Source organism: Paenibacillus sp. NPDC058898 (genome assembly GCF_049316025.1).
Lineage (GTDB): Bacteria > Bacillota > Bacilli > Paenibacillales > Paenibacillaceae > Paenibacillus_AQ.
Genome location: NZ_JBMOSM010000020.1, coordinates 1 through 17,393, shown reverse-complemented (window position 1 = coordinate 17,393; position 17,393 = coordinate 1). Strand labels below are relative to the sequence as shown.

Genomic DNA, 17,393 nt, shown 5'->3' with positions numbered 1-17,393 from the left:
AGGGACTAACCGATTTTCACATGTTTCTCATCTGTATTATAATGGACGGAATGATAGTCTAGCGAATGACTTTATGCTGAAAGGACCTTCGAATGAATAAATGGCTGAAAGCATTGTTATTTCTAGTGGGTGCGGCTATTCTGACAAGACTGATCCCCTTCTCTTCCTGGTTCCGTATCCTGGATACGATGATCCATGAGCTGGGGCATGCCGTCATGACCCTTCTCATGTCGGGACGGGTGCTCAGCATCGAGCTGAATCCCGATCACAGCGGCGTGACCTATTCCATGCTGGCTTCCGGTGGCTGGAGTCCGATTGTGGTCTCGCTTGCAGGCTATATGTCGGCATCCTTGTTCGCCATTCTGATGTTCTACGGCTATGCCAAGAAAAAACAGGACACCGGCCTGATCACCATTACCGTGCTTGCCCTCATCATGATCATTTTCTTCGTACGCGCCGGCTATGGATTATGGTGGCTCATTATTTTTATGATCGTGAATCTGATCTTCTATTTCCTTGGCGAGAAGGTCCGTAATTTCTACTACCTGCTGCTCGCCTTTCTCGTGCTGGAAGAATCTGTAGTCGGTCCGCTAACCCTCCTGATCATGGCGCTGACCCAGCCCAAGCAAGCGGGCGACGCCTCCAACCTGGCCAACATGACCGTGCTCCCGGCCTTCGTCTGGGCGCTGCTGTTCCTGCTGTTCTCCCTATGGTGCGCGAAGATGGCGCTGCAGCTGTTCTGGAAGAAGCGGTGAAACAGGTTCGTTGCAAGACAGGCAGAAGAAGCCAGCGTTATCCAACCACTCGGATGACGCTGGCTTTTTTATAAGGCTTGATTTTCATGTGAAGCAACCTTGTCGGAGATGGAGCAGGATTGACCTCCTCTTCGTCTAATATACTGTATATGTGCATTAGACGAATTTGACCATTGGGTTCTATGTGGGAAATGGGTGAATTCGTAGAGAAAACATTATCTAAAATCAATGCAAGTAAAAATTAAATAAAGGGATAGATTAAATGCACTCAGAAATTATTTTGAAGAATAATTCCAACATACCTATAGAGGATAAAATTGACCAGATCAACGCTTGTATTAAATCCATACATGGAAATTCAGCTGTTGAACTTGTGTCAATAACTTGTGATGATAGTGATTATAAGACCCCAAACTTCACAACCTCTGGTATATTTCGTTTGCATGGGTTAGTAAAGGTATATAACGAATTAAAGCCGTGGTGCGTTATCTTAAAAATCATTAAGCCAGACACAGCCGAAAAGGATAACGTTGAACATCACAACTACTGGAGACGTGAAGCACTTGTATTGGAGTCAGGGGTTTTAAGAGAACTTCCTGATTCTATTTATAGTGCAGAGAGCTATTTAGTTGAAGAACAACAAGATGGTACCCTATGGATCTGGATGGAATATGTTAAGGGCGTATACCCAAAAACAGTTGAGCAATTTTCATACATCGCCCGACAATTAGGTCGTTTTAATGGTGCCTATCTTAAAGGAATAAAAATGATACCTGAATATGAGTGGATATGCAGGGCTTGGCTCAAATCATGGTCGATTGCATGCCGCATGTATGCTCCTAATGTGGAGGAGTATGTAAGTCGAATAGCTACAGACAATGTGCGAAGTACTTGGTGGGGTTGGTATCAAGATCTGCTCGGTAACATTGACTCTTCAATAGACTCGCTCCAACAGCTGCCGCGTGTATTGGCACATCAAGACATGAGCCAGATGAATATGTTTCTCGTTAAAAAAGAAGAGAGCGAAAGTCAACTCGTTCTAATCGACTGGCAGTTCATGAGTATATCTGGTATTGGCGAAGACTTGGGTAAGTTATTCGGGGTGAACATGAGTCTTGGAATTATTCCGCCTGACCAATATATGAAGTTTCAGAACTCTTTATATAATGCATACCTGGGGGGGTTGCGAGATATGGGATGGCAGGGTGACATAAGATTAGTGAGGTATGGATTCTGTTTAAGCACTGCTATAAGAAGTGTGTGGGAGGTCCCACAGTTCTTTTCCATTATGGCTCAGTTAGAAGACGAGCCTAATAATACTAAACTCAGAGAAAAACTTACCCGCCTTGATTGCATTATTACAGTACATAAACAAATGGCCGCGGAGGCTAATTCCATTAAACTGACATTAAAGGAAAAATCCATATTAATCAAAAAGGGCAATTAGATCCGATAACAACGCATTCACGATGCAGTTCTAGCAGCCCTCAGTCCCGGAAGAATAGGGCGAAGAAGCGAGTAGACTATTGAAGTTCTGTGAAAAGAGGAAGATCGAATCGAAATACCTAGTATAAATGTAGTGATCCTTGGTTGTCAGAAGTAACCTCGGATTTGTAAAAATTAGCGGCAGATATCTATTAATAATTACTCAGGAGCCAACTAATGAATAACAATTGGAATAAAATTATTTATAAAATCTGGTCACCCATTTATGATAAAATTTTCAATTCAAACGTTTTTCTCCATGCACGTAAACAAATATTCCAAGAGACCCCCTTCAATAACACACAAAAGATACTTTTTGTCGGTGTTGGTACAGGAGCTGATTTAGAGTTATTGAACCATTATGATTTAGATATAACGGCTATAGATTTCTCACCAGATATGTTGAGAAAAGCAAGAGCGAAATTCAAGAATTCACGCATTACGTTTTTAGAAATGGACGCTCAAAATATGGCATTTAACGATATGTCGTTTGACTATGTGGTTGGAAGTCTAATTCTTTCCGTAGTACCTGATGCTGACAAGTGTTTTCAAGAAATGGGTAGAGTTTTAAAACAAGAAGGAAGGATCGTTATTTTCGATAAATTTACCCCTAGTAACAATAAACTCTCGTTATCAAAAAAGTTGTTTAGACCACTCATTAAAGTCTTAGGGACAGATATTGGATTGAATTTTGAAGAGTTATACCTAAGAAATAATAAAAATTTAAGTATAGAAGAAGATAAACCCGTCATGCTGAAGGGGATGTATAGAAAAATAGTTGTTAGAAAAATCAGTTGACATCTATACAAGATTATTCCTGATCGGTGGTTGAGTTTATGGGAGAGGCGTGTCGCACTTGATTGTCCTGATTGTGGGCAAGAAAAGCTCGTGGTGAATTTTTTATATGGATTGGGATTAGGGCGTATATCTAGGCCAAGCGAGTTTTAATACTGAAATAATTGCACGCACAGACTAAGTGAGGTAAGAGAGCGGCGTTATTTTCATAGAAGGCGAGAATATCCGATAACACCATATTTCCACCTCAGGGCTATTGAGTCGAAAAATCTCCATAAAAAATGGGCTGCCCGGCACGTAGTTATACTACAGATGGACAGCCCACTTACTATTATACTTTACATTAATGGTTCGTATTTGCCATGATCACCGGCACCGCACCAACAAATCGATCGGATAGCGGCCCGCATTCCGTCCGTACAGACTGATGCCGCCTTCCTCGGCCCGCAGCTCCAGTTGGAAGCTGCGCTTGCGGTCAAGCTCAGCCGCGAGTCTTCCCGGCACCTGCGCCTGGCACAGGTATCCGTACGAACCGGCCTCTTCCAGAAGATTATGGACCGGCTGATAGTGCCACGACAGAACGCCCCGGCTATCGGCAGGATCATCTGTGAGCACAGCCTCGCCGATTTGGACATCGTCCACCCACACGGATACACGGGATTCATGCAGCTCTTCATCCGTCATATAATAAGTGCTTGGGTTATACTCCACGTCTGCCGACGCCCCGTGCATAAAGTCGATTCCGTGCGTGCGATGCCGTGCACCCTCGATATTTCTGGCTAATAAGCGTTTCGCGCCAGCCTCGAAGAAAATCTCGATATCGCGGATCAGCGGCTGTTCGTCATGATCTGGCAGCTGCACCTCATAGACGAATCGGCCCTCTCCGCCGCCATTCACTTTGGAGCCTTGAAGCGCCTCCCACATGTAGCTGAAGCTTTGCTCACGGAATGTGTTAACCGGGATGCTTACGATTCTGCCTTCCACTCCATCGTTCCCCTGTCCCTGTCCTCCACGCACATCAAACGTTGTAAAGTTGCGCGTTACCACACCGTTCGCTGCATTCAGAAGACGAACTCCGAGGATCGCAACCGCATCGGTCTTCGGCATGCGAAGCTTCAATTCCGTTAGTGGCGTAACACCGTAGCCGTCCCAGGCCACTTCCAAGGTCCCTTGATCAGCGACAACCTTCGTTCCGAGCTGATCATAGGATAATTCCCAAGCCAGAATAAGCTTCTGTCCATGGTATTGATCCGAATAACTGGAGCGCAGCAGCGGTATGACGGCCTCCGCCCCTTGCTCCAGCGTCTGGCAAGGCGGTGCGTCAATAACGATGAAGTCCGGCGTGTGCAGGTCGGCGATCGTCATACCCGGCACGAAATCCTCGTATCCGAATTTTTTGTCCGTCCCATCCAGACGATAGTAGCCGTTGAATTCGTTTGTCACGTCACGGAATTCCGTAAATACGAAACCGCACAGCTTATCATGGCGCCGGAATTCGTTCAGCATGTAACGGTAATGCCACGCGAGATCGCTGTCCCCGGCTCCCCCGTCAATTCCCCACACGTTTCCGCATTCGCTGTTCATGAGCGGAGCGTCGCCTTGCTGATTGCCGCCGATATAGTTATGTTCGGATCCCGGATGAGTCTTCTGGACAATCTCCTCGATATGATTGCGCAGCGGTTCATACCCATTGATGTAAAAATGCCACGTGTTGATATCCGTCTCCACATGATCGTAAGCGCATGGAGAATTGTCCTCCACAATCCGGGTCGGGTCCAGCTCCTTGGCCCATCTGTATTTCTCCCTAACCCATTCCTGCGTCTCCGGAAGATAATACCGATGCTGTCCTTCGCCGCCCGTCAGGCCGGCGGACTCGCTATCCGTACGGAGTCCCCAAGTTTCGTTAAACATGACCCAGGAAAAAATCGACGGATGATTCCGGTCCCGTTCAATCACTTCCAGCGCCTCGCGTTCATAGGCAGAACGTGCTGTTTCATCCGGATTCCCCCAGAAGCATGGCATATCCTCCATCACCAGAATCCCGAGTTTATCCGCCCAATACAGCTTGCGGGGCTCCTCAGGTTTAATATGAATCCGCACGAAGTTCAGTCCAAGCCGTTTCATCAGATAGATCTCGTCCCGCATCTCCGTATCCGTCGGATAGGTGAAAAATCCTGTCTGGTGGTAGGATTGGTCCAGCGTCCCGTTTAAATAGACCGGCTTTCCGTTGAGCGTAATCCAGCGATAATCCCGTCCGTCGAACTTCGCCGTTCCGATCTCGCGTATGCCAAAATAAGTATGGATGACATCCTCGCCGGATGAACCGGTCAAACGCAGTTCCCCTTCATATAAATGAGGGGTTTCGGGACTCCACAGCCGTGGGTCGTGGACTTGGAATACCGTTGTCCGTTCATTCGCGCCTTCTTGCAGCTCCCACTCCACCTGATGTGTAACTGAGCCCTCCGCAAACGAGAGTTGGAGTGTCGCTACGCCTGCTTCTTGAGCCTGGATCTTGGATTTCAACTCGATCTGACCGTCAATGGAAGTCGTAAAGATGGCTTGCTCCATGTAGGTTTGCGGCCGGGCCTCCAGCCAAACTGGCTGCCAAATGCCCCGGATCTCGCCATACCCCTGCTTCCCGCGGGCTTGGTAATTGTGGTCGAAGTCCTCTGCACGCACAACGATTGTATTGTCTTTTGCCGAATCCCACACCGTTGTCACGTCAAATTCAAAGGTTCCGTAGCCACCTTGATGCGAGCCGACATGCTTGCCATTGACCCATACATCACACAGATAATCGACGGCGCCAAACCGCAGAAAGATTCGGGACTGCTTCTTCGCCGGCTCCCATTTCACGGACCGACGATACCAGCCTACCCCCTTCTCGTTACGCTCAATCCCGGACAAGGGACTAACCCAAGAGAACGGCACCGTAATCTCTGAGGTAAAAAGGCTAGCGTCTCCGCCCTGTAAGGCAGTAGCGTCATCACCGGTACTCGTACCCGCTTGCTGTCGTACATCATCTGATCCTTCCGTGTCGAGCCGGAACGACCACTGGCCGTTCAAATTCAACCAGTCTTTTCGCTCAAAATCCGGTCTGGGGTACTCTGCGCGTGGAATTTCCGTGTGAATGGAGGGTGCTACAGGAGTCTTCATGAAGCATACACAACCTTTCCTTTTTCTGAATTTGCCCATATTCTAGCACCTATATATAGTAAATGCAATGTATATTATGTTTTTACAATATATCGAATTTATTGTACACTTGGAGCTACTACAACTCTTCAGTAAAGGAAGGGGATTATGAACGAATCGAAGCTGGAAACCAACCGTTATCCGGCATCCCGGATCGTGGAAGTAGCTAAGGCCCTATCCAGTGATGTCCGTGTCCGCATCCTTGAAGCGCTCGGCGATAAACCGATGAGTGTCGGTCAGTTGGCGGAGGCGCTTGAGATTGCCCAGCCCACGGTATCCATTAATGTCCAGATGCTGGAGCAAGCGGATCTGATCGTCTCTTCGCAAGGAGCGAATCGGGAAAAAATCTGCGCCGTCACCTGCCGCTCCATTTTTCTCGAACTCCCCTCGAAGCCCGGCGAGGGGCTGCAGCGCACGGAAGAAATTCACATGCCGATCGGCATGTTCTCCCACTGCTATATCGAGCCAACCTGCGGTATGGCAGCTCGGGACGGATCTCTGATCGGATCGCCTGACGATCCACGCGCCTTTTACATGCCGGAACGAACGGAGGCTGCGCTGCTCTGGTTCTCGGGATCAGGATATATCGAATATTATTTTGCGAACCCTATGCCGCCCGGAGCGGCTCTTGATGAGCTGCGCATCCGAGCGGAGCTTAGCTCCGAGGCGCCTTCCTTCCAGCAGGATTGGCCATCCGACATCACCGTTAGCATCAACGACCTCCCTGTAGGTACTTGGACAAGTCCCGGTGATTTTGGTGATCGCAAGGGGAAACTCACCCCGGATAAATGGAGGAGCGGCAGTGAGTACGGCATGCTGACGGAATGGCGCGTAACCAAGCAGGGCAGCCAGGTCAATGGCCACGAATCCAGTGCTACGACCATCGATTCGCTGGAGCTTGCCTTTAACCGGCCAATCCGCGTCCGCTTTGAGGTGAAGAAAGACGCCGAGCACCCGAACGGCCTGAATCTATATGGTTCGGGTTTCGGAGATCATCCGCAGGATATCATCCTGTCTTTTGTGCGGTACACGGAAGCCTAACAGCCGACCACAGCCAGAAGAAGCAAAGCGAGGCAAATCTAATAATCAACCGAATGAAGACCAAAAGGCCATCCCATATCACCTCTCTTGGCGACTATGGAATAGCCTTTTTGGATATTCAACATACGGTTATTTCTTTTTCAGTTTATTGGATTTCCCCATTAAATATAACAGATACGGCGCTCCCAAAAGCGCGGTAACGATACCCGAGGGCAATTCCTTCGGAATCATGACCACCCTACCGATCCAGTCTGCCCCAGCCAGCAAAATTCCGCCGAGCAGCGCAGCGATCACCATCGATTGCCGATGGCGGGCCCCAACCAGCATTCTGGCGGCATGCGGCGCAAGCAGTCCGATAAAGCCGACCGAGCCGACATTGGCTGCGGCAATCGAAGCCAACAGCACTGCAATGATGGCGACATACATCCGGGTATTCCGTACATGAAGGCCGAGACCGGTGGAGCTTTCTTCGCTGAACGTCAGCAGATCCACCTTCCGCCCGAGCCATGCAGCCAGAGGCAGCAGGATCAGAATGGCGGGAACAATCCGCTGCACCTCCGTCCAGCCCCGGTTATACGTGCTTCCTGCCATCCAGGATAATGCGGGCGCTACGTCGACCTTCGCGTGAATGATCATCAGATTGATGATGGCAGAACCAAGCGCGGCGACGGCAATGCCGACCAGCGTAAGAATCGTCGGATGAAGTCCTCTTTTCCAGGACACCGCGTACACCAAAGCGGCTGCAGCCAACCCTCCGAGAACCGCTCCGACCGGTACCCAGCCAGCCGACAATTGCGGAAAACCTACCATCAGAAGCAGTGCGCCCGCACCGGCTCCGCTGGTCACTCCGATCACCTGGGGATCCCCCAGCGGATTCCGGACCGCATTCTGCAGAAGACTGCCGCTGACGGCCAGCGCCATGCCGGACAAGCCGGCTGTGAGCAGCCTCGGCAAGCGGAATTCCAGCAGAATCTGGCGATACATCGACTCGCCGCCTCCCGTAAGCACGGCCAGCACTTCCGTGAAGGGAATGCGCAGACTGCCGCTCATCAGGCTGAATATCCATACCAGCGCCAGCAGCACGCTGAACAGTGTTACCAAGGCCGGATATGGTATCCGGCGCAGGTTCGTGCCCGCCATGGCCGATCCGCCGGAAGCCCCGCGCCCTCCAATCAACGAGCGGGATACCCGCAGGGCAAGCCAGATGAGGCACGGGGCTCCGATCATGGCCGTAATGGCCCCGACCGGAAGCTCACCGTAGGCGTTTATGAACATCCTGGCCACCGTGTCGGCCCCGACAAGCAGAGCAGAGCCCCATAAGGCAGCCAGCGGAATTAACCCCGCATGCCGGATCACGCCGGACAGGCGGACCAGATGAGGAGCGACCAACCCGATAAAGCCGATCGGACCGACCACGCTCACGGTCACGCAGGCCAGCACAATGGCTGCCCCCATCGCAAGCAAGCGGGTGGTGCCGACTTTTTGGCCAAGGGAACGTGCCGACTCTTCATTGAGGGTCAGAATGTCCCACTGGCGTACCGCTAAACACAGCACGATCAGCCCGCCAATGATCCACGGCCATGAGAAAGCTACGCCATCCCAGTCATTCTGAATTAGCGAGCCGGAGCCCCACAGAAAAATCCCCTGCGTCGTTTGCTGGTTCAGCAGCACAAGCGCACTCGTAACGGAGGATAAAACCAGAGTGACGATCATCCCGGACAATGCAATCCGCAAGGGGGAGCCCTGCGTTTTTCCCGCCAGCGCATAGACCGCTACAGCCGCCAGTGTTCCCCCTGCCACAGCCAAAGGAAGGGCATACTGATGCAGCAGTCCCGGCCAGAAGATCATCCCCGCCACGACGGCCAAATAAGCGCCGGCATTCACGCCAAGCGTTGTCTCCGATGCCAGCGGGTTGCGCGTCACGGTCTGCATGAGCACGCCCGACACCGCCAAGGCCGCGCCTGATAATAAGCCCATCACTGTTCGAGGAAGGCGCACACTGCGGATGAGATGATGATCTGCAATATCCTGCGGAGACACCAATGCCTGTACCACCGTTTTGACGGATATATCCGCTAGCCCTTGCGTCAAGCTGATAAACGTGAGAAATAACAGAGCCACAAGGCCTCCAGCCAGCATCCATAACGGCTTCCAGCCCCTACCTGAGGAAACGGGTGGGGCTGGATGGATGCTCACCGCCGCGGAGCCTTGTGCCAGTTTCTTACCGAGACTCATTTTGTGAGCAGATCAGCTGTCTTCTGGGCCATGGTTTGGGCAGACAATGGGCCGCCGTATGGCCACATGTCACCGCCAAGTGCATACACGCGGTCTTCTTTAACAAAGTTCAGACCTTTCCATACCGGATTGTCCTTCAATTGATTCTCGATGACGTTATCGCTATCCTGAATCATATGCAGGAAATTCGCATCCTGAAGGGCAGGCAATGCCTCTACGTCCCCAGTGGTAAATCCATAAACCTCAAATTGATTAGGCTTATGGGCATTGGTTAACCCGATGTGCTCCAAAATTTTGACGGCCAGGGAATTGTCCGTCGAAATCCGGAACGTCACCGCATTCTGGTTACTGTACCCCATCGCCAGCGCAAATGGTTTTTCCGTCATACCGGCAGCTTCAAGCTTGGCTTTGGCGTCGGCATAGGTTTGATCCAGGTCGCTAAGCACTTTTGCAGCTTCGTCTTTTTTGCCAAGCACGTCAGCAATCGTATTGAAGGTATTAACCATCTCTTCATATTGGTCCCCTTGTCCCTCAACCGGATAAGGATCGAATACCAATGTTGGCGCGATGCTGTTGTACGTATCATAGCCAGCTTCAAGATTCGATTTCAAACCGATGATCAGGTCCGGCTTCAAGGAAGCGATAAGCTCGAGATTCGGCTCTTGACGAGTGCCGACATCGGTCACGTCCGAACCGATCTCCACCGGAATGTTTACCCATTGGTTCATCCCCTCAATATCTGCAATGCCGACGGGCTGAACGCCGAGCGCAAGGACATCCTCCGCGTAAAGCCATTCCAGTGCGACAATACGCTTAGGAACGCCAGTGATTTCCGTTTCGCCCAGGGCGTGCTTAATGGTTCGGGTCTCCGGCGTGGCCTCGGTGTTATCCCCACCCTGTGCGGCCCCTTGATCTGAATTCTGCGCTGCGGTAGAGCCGCCTCCATCATTGGATGCCGCGCCTCCGCCACAACCGGCTAAAACCAATGCAAATATCAATACGATAAACACGAGACCCTTCATACTGCGCATTGAATTTCTCCCCCTCATACCCTCTATGTATTGTAGATATTGTTTACTAATAATAATTATTGAGAACAATTATCATTATCAACACTCAGCACAATGATAATTATTCTCATTAAGATTGTCAATAGAATTTATGAAGATTGCCTGAACCCTCCATGAATCTGCCTTTTCTGCCATGAGTATGGAATTCGTTCTTTACAGAACATGAGATGTATAACATAATCTTACTAAATTATTCCTACAAACTTAGCCTCTACCGCTCATTCTTCTTATGCTTGTATCCGCTTTAACAAAACAACCGAAAAGTGAGGGATCTCCATGCGTGATAAAACATCCGCTCCTGCTGAAGAGAGCGACTTTCCCGTTAAAGCCGGTAAACCTGCACGTCGAGCCCTAATCGCTGCAGGCTATCATCAGCTTGCCGACCTCACCCAAGCATCCGAGAAAGAACTACTGGCGCTTCACGGGGTAGGGCCCAAAGCGATCAGAATACTGCGCGAAGCTCTTGCCGAGAAGGGCCTTTCCTTCAAAGAATAAATAAACACGATAGGTCTCCAAAGGCCATAAAGGCCAGGGATCTATCGTGTTTGTTTTTTCCCATACAGCACACCAATCTTGGATTGGTGCGCTCATTGATGTTCCATATCATCTTTGACAATGGAACTTCGACTATATGATGTTATAGCGTTTCAATATATCTTCGATGACGGTTCCGGAAACTTTTTTCAAAGCCTGCTTTTCCAATAAGTTCATGATCAACGGAAGCTTCAAATCGGTTAGTTTTTTACCGTCCATCATTTTAGAAGTGGAGTCCAGCAGTACACGGACATCGTAGCAGGAGCCGAACACTTCGGGTACGCCGCGGTCTACGTTTAATAAGGTGTACACAGCCTCCATTGCCGTTCTAACCGAATATTCGGTTGTAAATACGGTGTCGCGAACCGTGTCGGCAAACTGTCCGATAAACGCGAAGTTGACGCAACCATCCGGAACTACTTTTGGCCGGTCTCCTTCTGTTCTCGGCATGAAGAATGCCGTAATATAAGGCATCATGGTCGGGATGCAGCGGGCAGAGTTGGCAGCCATGTCAGCAATTTCATGCTCCGGCACACCCAGATGGTACAGCCACTCCATCGTAATTTCCTCGCCGGTACATTCTCTCATCGGCTTCTTGACGTAATCGCCCGGAACATCGGTGAATAATCCATATACCCATACCACAAGCTGATCTTTCGGCTGCTCTTTGAAATGCGGTTGACGATTTAAAGTGTAACTCATGAGCCACTTGGAATCCTTTACGGACACGATGCCGCCGGTAACGACCTTTCCGCTGAACGGGTCGCGCTGACAAACTTTTTCAATATAGGGCGGGATTCTGTCATCAAGTGTCGTAACGGTTGCCGATTCCCAGTTCGTCGCTTCCGTATTCGTGCAGAATTTATCGGGGCGCCCAAAGGATGGATCCTGCTTGGCGATATTTCTCCAGAGCTCCCAGCAGCCGCCTGCGGAACGATTGAATTCAGCCGCACGATGATGGTCGCCCGAAGAAGAATTTTCCGTGCAGCTGCCATTTGTCACAAACACCAAATCATCTTCCGTTAAATCGATATATTCCTCATTGCCAGCACGGCGACATACAATTTGCTTAGCAACCTTCTTATTACCTTGAATATCAAATACTACATTCGTGACCGTTGTATCATATTGGAAATGAACGCCATGCGACTGCAAGTATTTCATCATTGGCAGAATCAATGACTCATATTGATTATATTTCGTAAATTTTAACGCCGAAAAATCAGGCAGTCCGCCAATATGGTGAATGAATCTTTGAATGTAAAGCTTCATCTCCAAAGCGCTGTGCCAATCTTCAAAGGCAAACATCGTTCTCCAGTAAAGCCAGAAATTCGAGGCAAAGAAATCCTCCGTGAATACATCGGTAATTTGCTTATCATACAAATCTTCGTTTCGAGTAAAGAATAACTTCACGATTTCCAGCGAAGCTTTTTCACTCAGAGCAAATTTTCCATCCGTATGGGCATCCTCGCCTCGGTTAACCGTGGCTCTCATTAGTGAATAGTTTGGATCTTTCTTGTTCAGCCAGTAAAACTCATCCAAAACCGATGCGCCTTCAATTTCCAGAGACGGAATAGTACGGAACAAATCCCACAAGCATTCAAAATGATCTTCCATTTCCCGTCCACCGCGAATAATAAAACCTTTATCGCTGTCATGAATTCCGTCGCAGGCACCTCCGGGAAGACTAAGCTCCTCCAGAATGTGAACCCGTTCTCCCTTCATTTGGCCGTCGCGCACAAGGAAGCACGCAGCTGCCAGAGAGCCTAAACCGGCTCCAACCAGATATGCTGATTTTTTGTCGACATCGACCGGTTTTTCCGGACGGGCAAACGCTTCATAATTTCCATTGCTATAATACATTCCAGTCACCTCCGAATTGATTCTAGCAACTTCATCATAAGAAAATATTCGGAGGTCTCCTATAGACAATGTCCGCCTAATGTCGAAACTTTCGACAAAAGCCTAATATTGTCTAATGATCGTGGTGCGATTTAAACTTTTCAAGCGCGAAAAAAATATCCCCTTGAATCAAAATGCTTAGCCGGTCCACAATCGCAGCGGGCTCTTCCTTCATCCCTTTAGCAATCCAATCCAGCATCAATCCTACAAACGCATATTTATAAAAGTCAGCGATAAACGACTTATCATCATCCCTGATCGACATCGTAACGGCCTTTTCCTCGATAACTCCTATCAAAAGATTATAGGTTACGTTAAATAGGTACCTTTCCAGCTGCTCTCGTTTAATCGAATGATAGACACTCGTCACAAACGCCTTGTTTTTCAGCACATACTCAAATATTTGCAATAGGCCCTGCTGCCACGTGTCATATGTTTTCTTGCCATCCAACGCTATGGTAGCCTCGCTTGTGCAAATCCACTCCACAAGATCATAAATATCCTTGAAATGATAATAAAACGTTTGGCGATTTACTTCGCAGTCCTCAACAATATCAATAACAGTTATCTTATCAAGCGTTTTTTTCTCAAGCATTTTTTTTAGCGATAGGGCAAGCGCCTTTTTTGTTGTTTGTGCCATAAAACCCCTCCAATCAAGAGCGTAATCATCCACAGAGGCAATGATCAGATTATATATCTTCATTATAAAGGAACTCAACGCGAAAAAGCGGTATCCTTATGAGGCAAAATAAATTGGAAAACACGCAGGAAGTCAAGAGATCGTAGCCCGGGTAGCATCGTAATAAATAAAACCCAATACACATTGTGAAATAATTCACCACATAATTGATTGCTCTATATTACAATGAAGTGGACCTGACGAGGCAACCGGAGGGAGGCAACCGGGGAAGATCTGAGATTCGAAGAGTAAAGGTGACGCTCACGTTCCCTTTCGCTTCTCGCTTTCCTACGTTACGACCTCCTTTTTCGATTGGCTCTTTATGGTCAACTAAATAGATATAGAGAAAATGGAGGGTTACACAGTGAAAAGGAAGTTTGCAGCAACGCTTATACTCATTCTCTCTTTCATGCTTGCTATCGCGGGATGCGGCAGCGGGAACCAGGATCAGAGTCAGGACAACACGAAAAAAGAAGAAGACCAAGAAACGGCCGTTTCGGGTGCGTCCCAAACCGGTTATACGCCGATCGATCAGCTCAAAGAAAAGTATGATATCATCATCGTCGGTGCAGGCGGAGCCGGTATGTCTGCTGCCCTTGAGGCAAAAGAAAAAGGCATGAATCCGGTCATTTTTGAAAAAATGCCGATTGCTGGCGGGAATACCATAAAATCATCTTCGGGCATGAATGCTTCCGAAACCAAGTTCCAACAAGAACAGGGCATTAAGGACAACAACGATTTATTTTATGAAGAGACTTTAAAGGGCGGTCATGGAACCAACGACAAAGACATGCTTCGTTTCTTCGTTGACAACTCGGCAAGCGCGATCGATTGGCTGGATTCCATTGGGATTCGGTTGAACAATATCACCATTACGGGCGGCATGAACGAAAAACGCACGCACCGTCCTGAGGACGGCTCAGCAGTAGGACAATACCTTGTCAACGGACTGGTAAAAAATGTACAAGAACAAGAAATTCCGCTATTCGTCAATGCCAAGGTAACGGATATTACAGAAAAAGACGGCAAGGTAAAAGGCGTCAAAGTCATCTTCAACGAGAATGATGAGAAAAACATTGCAGCAGATGCCGTCGTTGTGACAACTGGCGGTTTCGGAGCCAATATGGACATGATTTCCGAAGTTCGCTCCGATCTGAAAGGGTACGTTACCACCAACCAGGAAGGCAGCACCGGTGACGGCATCACCATGATTGAAAAGTTCGGCGGTACAACGGTCGATATGGATCAAATCCAGGTTCACCCTACGGTGCAGCAGGAGAAATCTTATCTCATCGGGGAGGCCGTTCGGGGAGAAGGAGCCATCCTCGTGACCAGCCAAGGCAAACGTTTCACAAACGAGTTGGATACTCGGGACAATGTCACCGCCGCCATCAATAAGCTTCCTGAAAAATCGGCTTATCTTGTGTTCGATTCCGGGGTAAAATCTCGCGTCAAAGCGATTCAGCAATATGAGAAAATGGGCTTTGTCATTCACGGTGATTCGATCGAGTCTTTAGCCAAAGAAATGGGCGTTCCAGCTGATCAGCTTAAAGCCACACTGGATACATGGAACAGTGCGGTGAAGAACAATAAAGATACCGAATTCGACAGAACGACAGGCATGGATAACGACTTGTCCGAAGCGCCATACCACGCCATCCAAATCGCCCCCGGTATTCACTACACCATGGGCGGCGTAAAAATCAACACGAACACGGAAGTTTTGGATAAAGACGGCAAGCCTATTCCAGGATTGTTTGCAGCCGGTGAACTAACAGGCGGGTTGCACGGTCAAAACCGGATCGGTGGCAACTCTGTTGCCGAGATCATTATTTTCGGCCGCCAAGCCGGCATCAAATCAGCTGAATTTGTGGGAGCACGGTAAGCTGTAGTCTGCATCCTTCATACGGCAAAACAACAAACGCTTGGTCTTGTTTTGATCTTCCGATAGCCATTTTTTTAAAAACCATATTTACATTTCTATAAAAATAGATATAATAAGCGTATGGATACCTTACAAACCATCAAAGCACTATCAAACGAGTCCCGGTTTAAAATCCTGGAGTGGCTGAAGCATCCGGAGGAACATTTTGCTCCGCAGGATCACATGCCTTCGAAATGTGATTTTCAGGGCGGTATCTGCGTGGGCTCCATTTCGGATAAAACAGGACTCGCTCAGTCGGTCGTTTCTGGCTACCTGGTAAAATTGCAAAAGGCCGGTCTACTGGAATCCCATCGAGCGGGCCAGTGGACATATTACAGACGGAATGAGGAAGGCATTCAGCGTTTTATCGAACAACTCAAGAAAGAGCTTTAGGCTTAAAAAGCAAAGTGAAATTGAAGATTAAGCTTAAAAGCTCTTTCTTTTTATCATATATATCTATTTTTATGAAAATACAGAAAAGCATATTAAACATATTGGAGGATTCCATACATGACCAACCAAAATCAAAATGTCCGTTCTACAGCAGCCCTATTCGAGCCATTTACCATCGGTAACCTTACTCTTTCGTCCCGCGTGGTGATGGCCCCTATGACGCGCGGGTTCTCCCCTAACGGCGTTCCAGGCCCGGATGTGGCCGCTTACTACCGCCGGCGTGCGGAGAATGGCGTCGGATTGATCATTACCGAAGGAACACTGATTAACCATCCAGCGGCTACCGATAGCCCCAATGTGCCTAACTTCCATGGTGAAGCCGCATTGAACGGCTGGGCTGAGGTGGTCCGTCAGGTCCATGAAGTCGGCGGTAAGATCATGCCGCAAATTTGGCATATCGGCATGACTAGACCAATAGGCGCCGAGCCAAATCCGGAGGCACTTCCCATCGGACCATCCGGACTTGACCTGGACGGCAATGTCGTCACGAAGCCGATGACCAAGGATGAGATCGAGCAGGTCATTCAAGCTTATGCCGATGCGGCCGCGAATGCCAAGCGCATTGGCTTTGACGGAGTAGAAATCCATGGTGCCCACGGATACCTGATCGACCAATTCCTCTGGGAGAGAACGAACCAGCGTACCGATGAATACGGAGGTGACATGCTGAAGCGCGCCCGCTTTGCGGTCGAAGTGGTAAAAGCTGTCCGTCAGGCGGTGGGCCCGGACTTCCCTGTTGCCATCCGCCTATCCCAATGGAAGACGACCCAATATGAAGCAAAGCTGGCGGATACGCCTGAAAAGCTGGATCAGCTGTTAACCGCGCTGTCTGACGCTGGAGTCGATATATTCCACTGCTCGACCCGCCGCTTCTGGGAGCCTGAATTCGAAGGTTCTGACCTGAACTTTGCTGGGTGGGCCAAGAAACTGACAGGGAAAACGGTCATCACCGTTGGTTCTGTCGGCCTCGATGAAGTATTTACAAGCCTCTTCACCCAAGGTAAAGGTGCCGGCCAGAAGGACCTTGAAGAGCTGCTGAACCGCCTTGAGGAGCATGAATTTGACCTGGTTGCCGTAGGCCGTGCCCTGCTGGCTGATCCAGAGTGGGCTGCTAAGGTTCGAGACGGACGTTTAAACGAGTTGGCACCATTCACGCCAGATTCCTTGAAAACCCTGGTTTAATGCGATTTCAGTCCCCCCCCCCCCGGGACTTATAGCCGCATTGGATCTTTAAATATAAGAAAACCTCTATCGAGGCCAATTGATGGGCGTGCGACCGGGGTTCATTGGTAGGTTTTGTTGCGTTATAGATTTTCATGTGGGCC

The 17,393-nt window shown here is 49.1% G+C and carries 13 protein-coding genes; 8 read left to right on the top strand and 5 right to left on the bottom strand.

The genetic code is table 11. The features are described 5' to 3' along the window. The first annotated feature begins 92 nt into the window (after positions 1-92). From ACOZB4_RS30895 to ACOZB4_RS30885, 3 genes are all read left to right on the top strand, one after another. Positions 93-755 carry a M50 family metallopeptidase gene (locus ACOZB4_RS30895; RefSeq protein ID WP_379414095.1) on the top strand — a complete coding sequence of 221 codons (663 nt, stop codon included), beginning with the start codon at positions 93-95 and terminating at the stop codon, positions 753-755. A gap of 262 nt (positions 756-1,017) precedes the next feature. After that, positions 1,018-2,202, top strand: a complete 1,185-nt coding sequence (locus tag ACOZB4_RS30890; protein WP_379414097.1) for a phosphotransferase — start codon at positions 1,018-1,020, stop codon at positions 2,200-2,202. 215 nt (positions 2,203-2,417) lie between these two features. Next, positions 2,418-3,038 (top strand): class I SAM-dependent methyltransferase, encoded by a 621-nt coding sequence (locus ACOZB4_RS30885; protein WP_379414100.1) that lies wholly within the window; start codon positions 2,418-2,420, stop codon positions 3,036-3,038. 363 nt (positions 3,039-3,401) lie between these two features. Here the strand turns inward: ACOZB4_RS30885 and ACOZB4_RS30880 are convergent, their stop codons facing one another. Next, complete coding sequence (locus ACOZB4_RS30880) at positions 3,402-6,191, bottom strand: glycoside hydrolase family 2 protein (RefSeq protein ID WP_379414103.1); 2,790 nt, start codon at positions 6,189-6,191, stop codon at positions 3,402-3,404. Between the two features lie 147 nt (positions 6,192-6,338). Here ACOZB4_RS30880 and ACOZB4_RS30875 point away from each other — a divergent pair, with 147 nt between their 5' ends. Continuing rightward, positions 6,339-7,271, top strand: coding sequence for an ArsR/SmtB family transcription factor (locus ACOZB4_RS30875; protein WP_379414105.1), 933 nt, complete (start codon positions 6,339-6,341; stop codon positions 7,269-7,271). A gap of 129 nt (positions 7,272-7,400) precedes the next feature. On the opposite strand, the gene fhuB is transcribed toward ACOZB4_RS30875, so the two are convergent. Further along, positions 7,401-9,506: a Fe(3+)-hydroxamate ABC transporter permease FhuB gene (fhuB, locus tag ACOZB4_RS30870; protein ID WP_379414107.1), complete on the bottom strand. Its 2,106-nt coding sequence runs from the start codon at positions 9,504-9,506 to the stop codon at positions 7,401-7,403. Then, entirely contained in the window at positions 9,503-10,537 is a 1,035-nt protein-coding gene (locus ACOZB4_RS30865) for an ABC transporter substrate-binding protein (RefSeq protein ID WP_379414110.1), read from the bottom strand. The genes fhuB and ACOZB4_RS30865 overlap by 4 nt, the downstream gene beginning before the upstream one ends. 315 nt (positions 10,538-10,852) lie before the next feature. On the opposite strand from ACOZB4_RS30865, the gene ACOZB4_RS30860 reads away from it, so the two are divergent. Further along, complete coding sequence (locus ACOZB4_RS30860) at positions 10,853-11,071, top strand: DNA-binding protein (RefSeq protein ID WP_379414112.1); 219 nt, start codon at positions 10,853-10,855, stop codon at positions 11,069-11,071. A 132-nt stretch (positions 11,072-11,203) separates the two neighbouring features. Here the strand turns inward: ACOZB4_RS30860 and ACOZB4_RS30855 are convergent, their stop codons facing one another. Continuing rightward, positions 11,204-12,973 carry an oleate hydratase gene (locus ACOZB4_RS30855; RefSeq protein WP_379414114.1) on the bottom strand — a complete coding sequence of 590 codons (1,770 nt, stop codon included), beginning with the start codon at positions 12,971-12,973 and terminating at the stop codon, positions 11,204-11,206. 112 nt (positions 12,974-13,085) lie between these two features. Beyond that, complete coding sequence (locus ACOZB4_RS30850) at positions 13,086-13,652, bottom strand: TetR-like C-terminal domain-containing protein (protein ID WP_339269407.1); 567 nt, start codon at positions 13,650-13,652, stop codon at positions 13,086-13,088. 403 nt (positions 13,653-14,055) lie between these two features. Between ACOZB4_RS30850 and ACOZB4_RS30845 the strand changes: the two genes are divergently transcribed. The 3 genes from ACOZB4_RS30845 to ACOZB4_RS30835 all read left to right on the top strand — a co-directional run bounded on the left by ACOZB4_RS30845 (position 14,056) and on the right by ACOZB4_RS30835 (position 17,250). Then, the gene (locus ACOZB4_RS30845; protein ID WP_379414116.1) at positions 14,056-15,576 is read left to right on the top strand and encodes a flavocytochrome c; all 1,521 of its coding nucleotides are present in this window, start codon (positions 14,056-14,058) and stop codon (positions 15,574-15,576) included. A 120-nt stretch (positions 15,577-15,696) separates the two neighbouring features. After that, entirely contained in the window at positions 15,697-16,008 is a 312-nt protein-coding gene (locus tag ACOZB4_RS30840; protein WP_076322657.1) for an ArsR/SmtB family transcription factor, read from the top strand. A 117-nt stretch (positions 16,009-16,125) separates the two neighbouring features. Further along, a complete protein-coding gene (locus ACOZB4_RS30835) occupies positions 16,126-17,250 on the top strand; it encodes an NADH:flavin oxidoreductase (protein WP_379414120.1) in 1,125 nt (374 codons plus the stop codon). Positions 17,251-17,393: the final 143 nt, after the last annotated feature.

What these genes read in the sequence shown, in the direction of transcription:
- ACOZB4_RS30850 (WP_339269407.1), bottom strand. Translation starts at nt 13,652, where the DNA reads ATGGCACAAACAACAAAAAAGGCGCTTGCCCTATCGCTAAAAAAAATG.
- ACOZB4_RS30865 (WP_379414110.1), bottom strand. Translation starts at nt 10,537, where the DNA reads ATGCGCAGTATGAAGGGTCTCGTGTTTATCGTATTGATATTTGCATTG.
- ACOZB4_RS30840 (WP_076322657.1), top strand. Translation starts at nt 15,697, where the DNA reads ATGGATACCTTACAAACCATCAAAGCACTATCAAACGAGTCCCGGTTT.
- ACOZB4_RS30880 (WP_379414103.1), bottom strand. Translation starts at nt 6,191, where the DNA reads ATGAAGACTCCTGTAGCACCCTCCATTCACACGGAAATTCCACGCGCA.
- ACOZB4_RS30895 (WP_379414095.1), top strand. Translation starts at nt 93, where the DNA reads ATGAATAAATGGCTGAAAGCATTGTTATTTCTAGTGGGTGCGGCTATT.
- ACOZB4_RS30860 (WP_379414112.1), top strand. Translation starts at nt 10,853, where the DNA reads ATGCGTGATAAAACATCCGCTCCTGCTGAAGAGAGCGACTTTCCCGTT.
- ACOZB4_RS30885 (WP_379414100.1), top strand. Translation starts at nt 2,418, where the DNA reads ATGAATAACAATTGGAATAAAATTATTTATAAAATCTGGTCACCCATT.
- ACOZB4_RS30855 (WP_379414114.1), bottom strand. Translation starts at nt 12,973, where the DNA reads ATGTATTATAGCAATGGAAATTATGAAGCGTTTGCCCGTCCGGAAAAA.
- ACOZB4_RS30875 (WP_379414105.1), top strand. Translation starts at nt 6,339, where the DNA reads ATGAACGAATCGAAGCTGGAAACCAACCGTTATCCGGCATCCCGGATC.
- fhuB (WP_379414107.1), bottom strand. Translation starts at nt 9,506, where the DNA reads ATGAGTCTCGGTAAGAAACTGGCACAAGGCTCCGCGGCGGTGAGCATC.
- ACOZB4_RS30890 (WP_379414097.1), top strand. Translation starts at nt 1,018, where the DNA reads ATGCACTCAGAAATTATTTTGAAGAATAATTCCAACATACCTATAGAG.
- ACOZB4_RS30835 (WP_379414120.1), top strand. Translation starts at nt 16,126, where the DNA reads ATGACCAACCAAAATCAAAATGTCCGTTCTACAGCAGCCCTATTCGAG.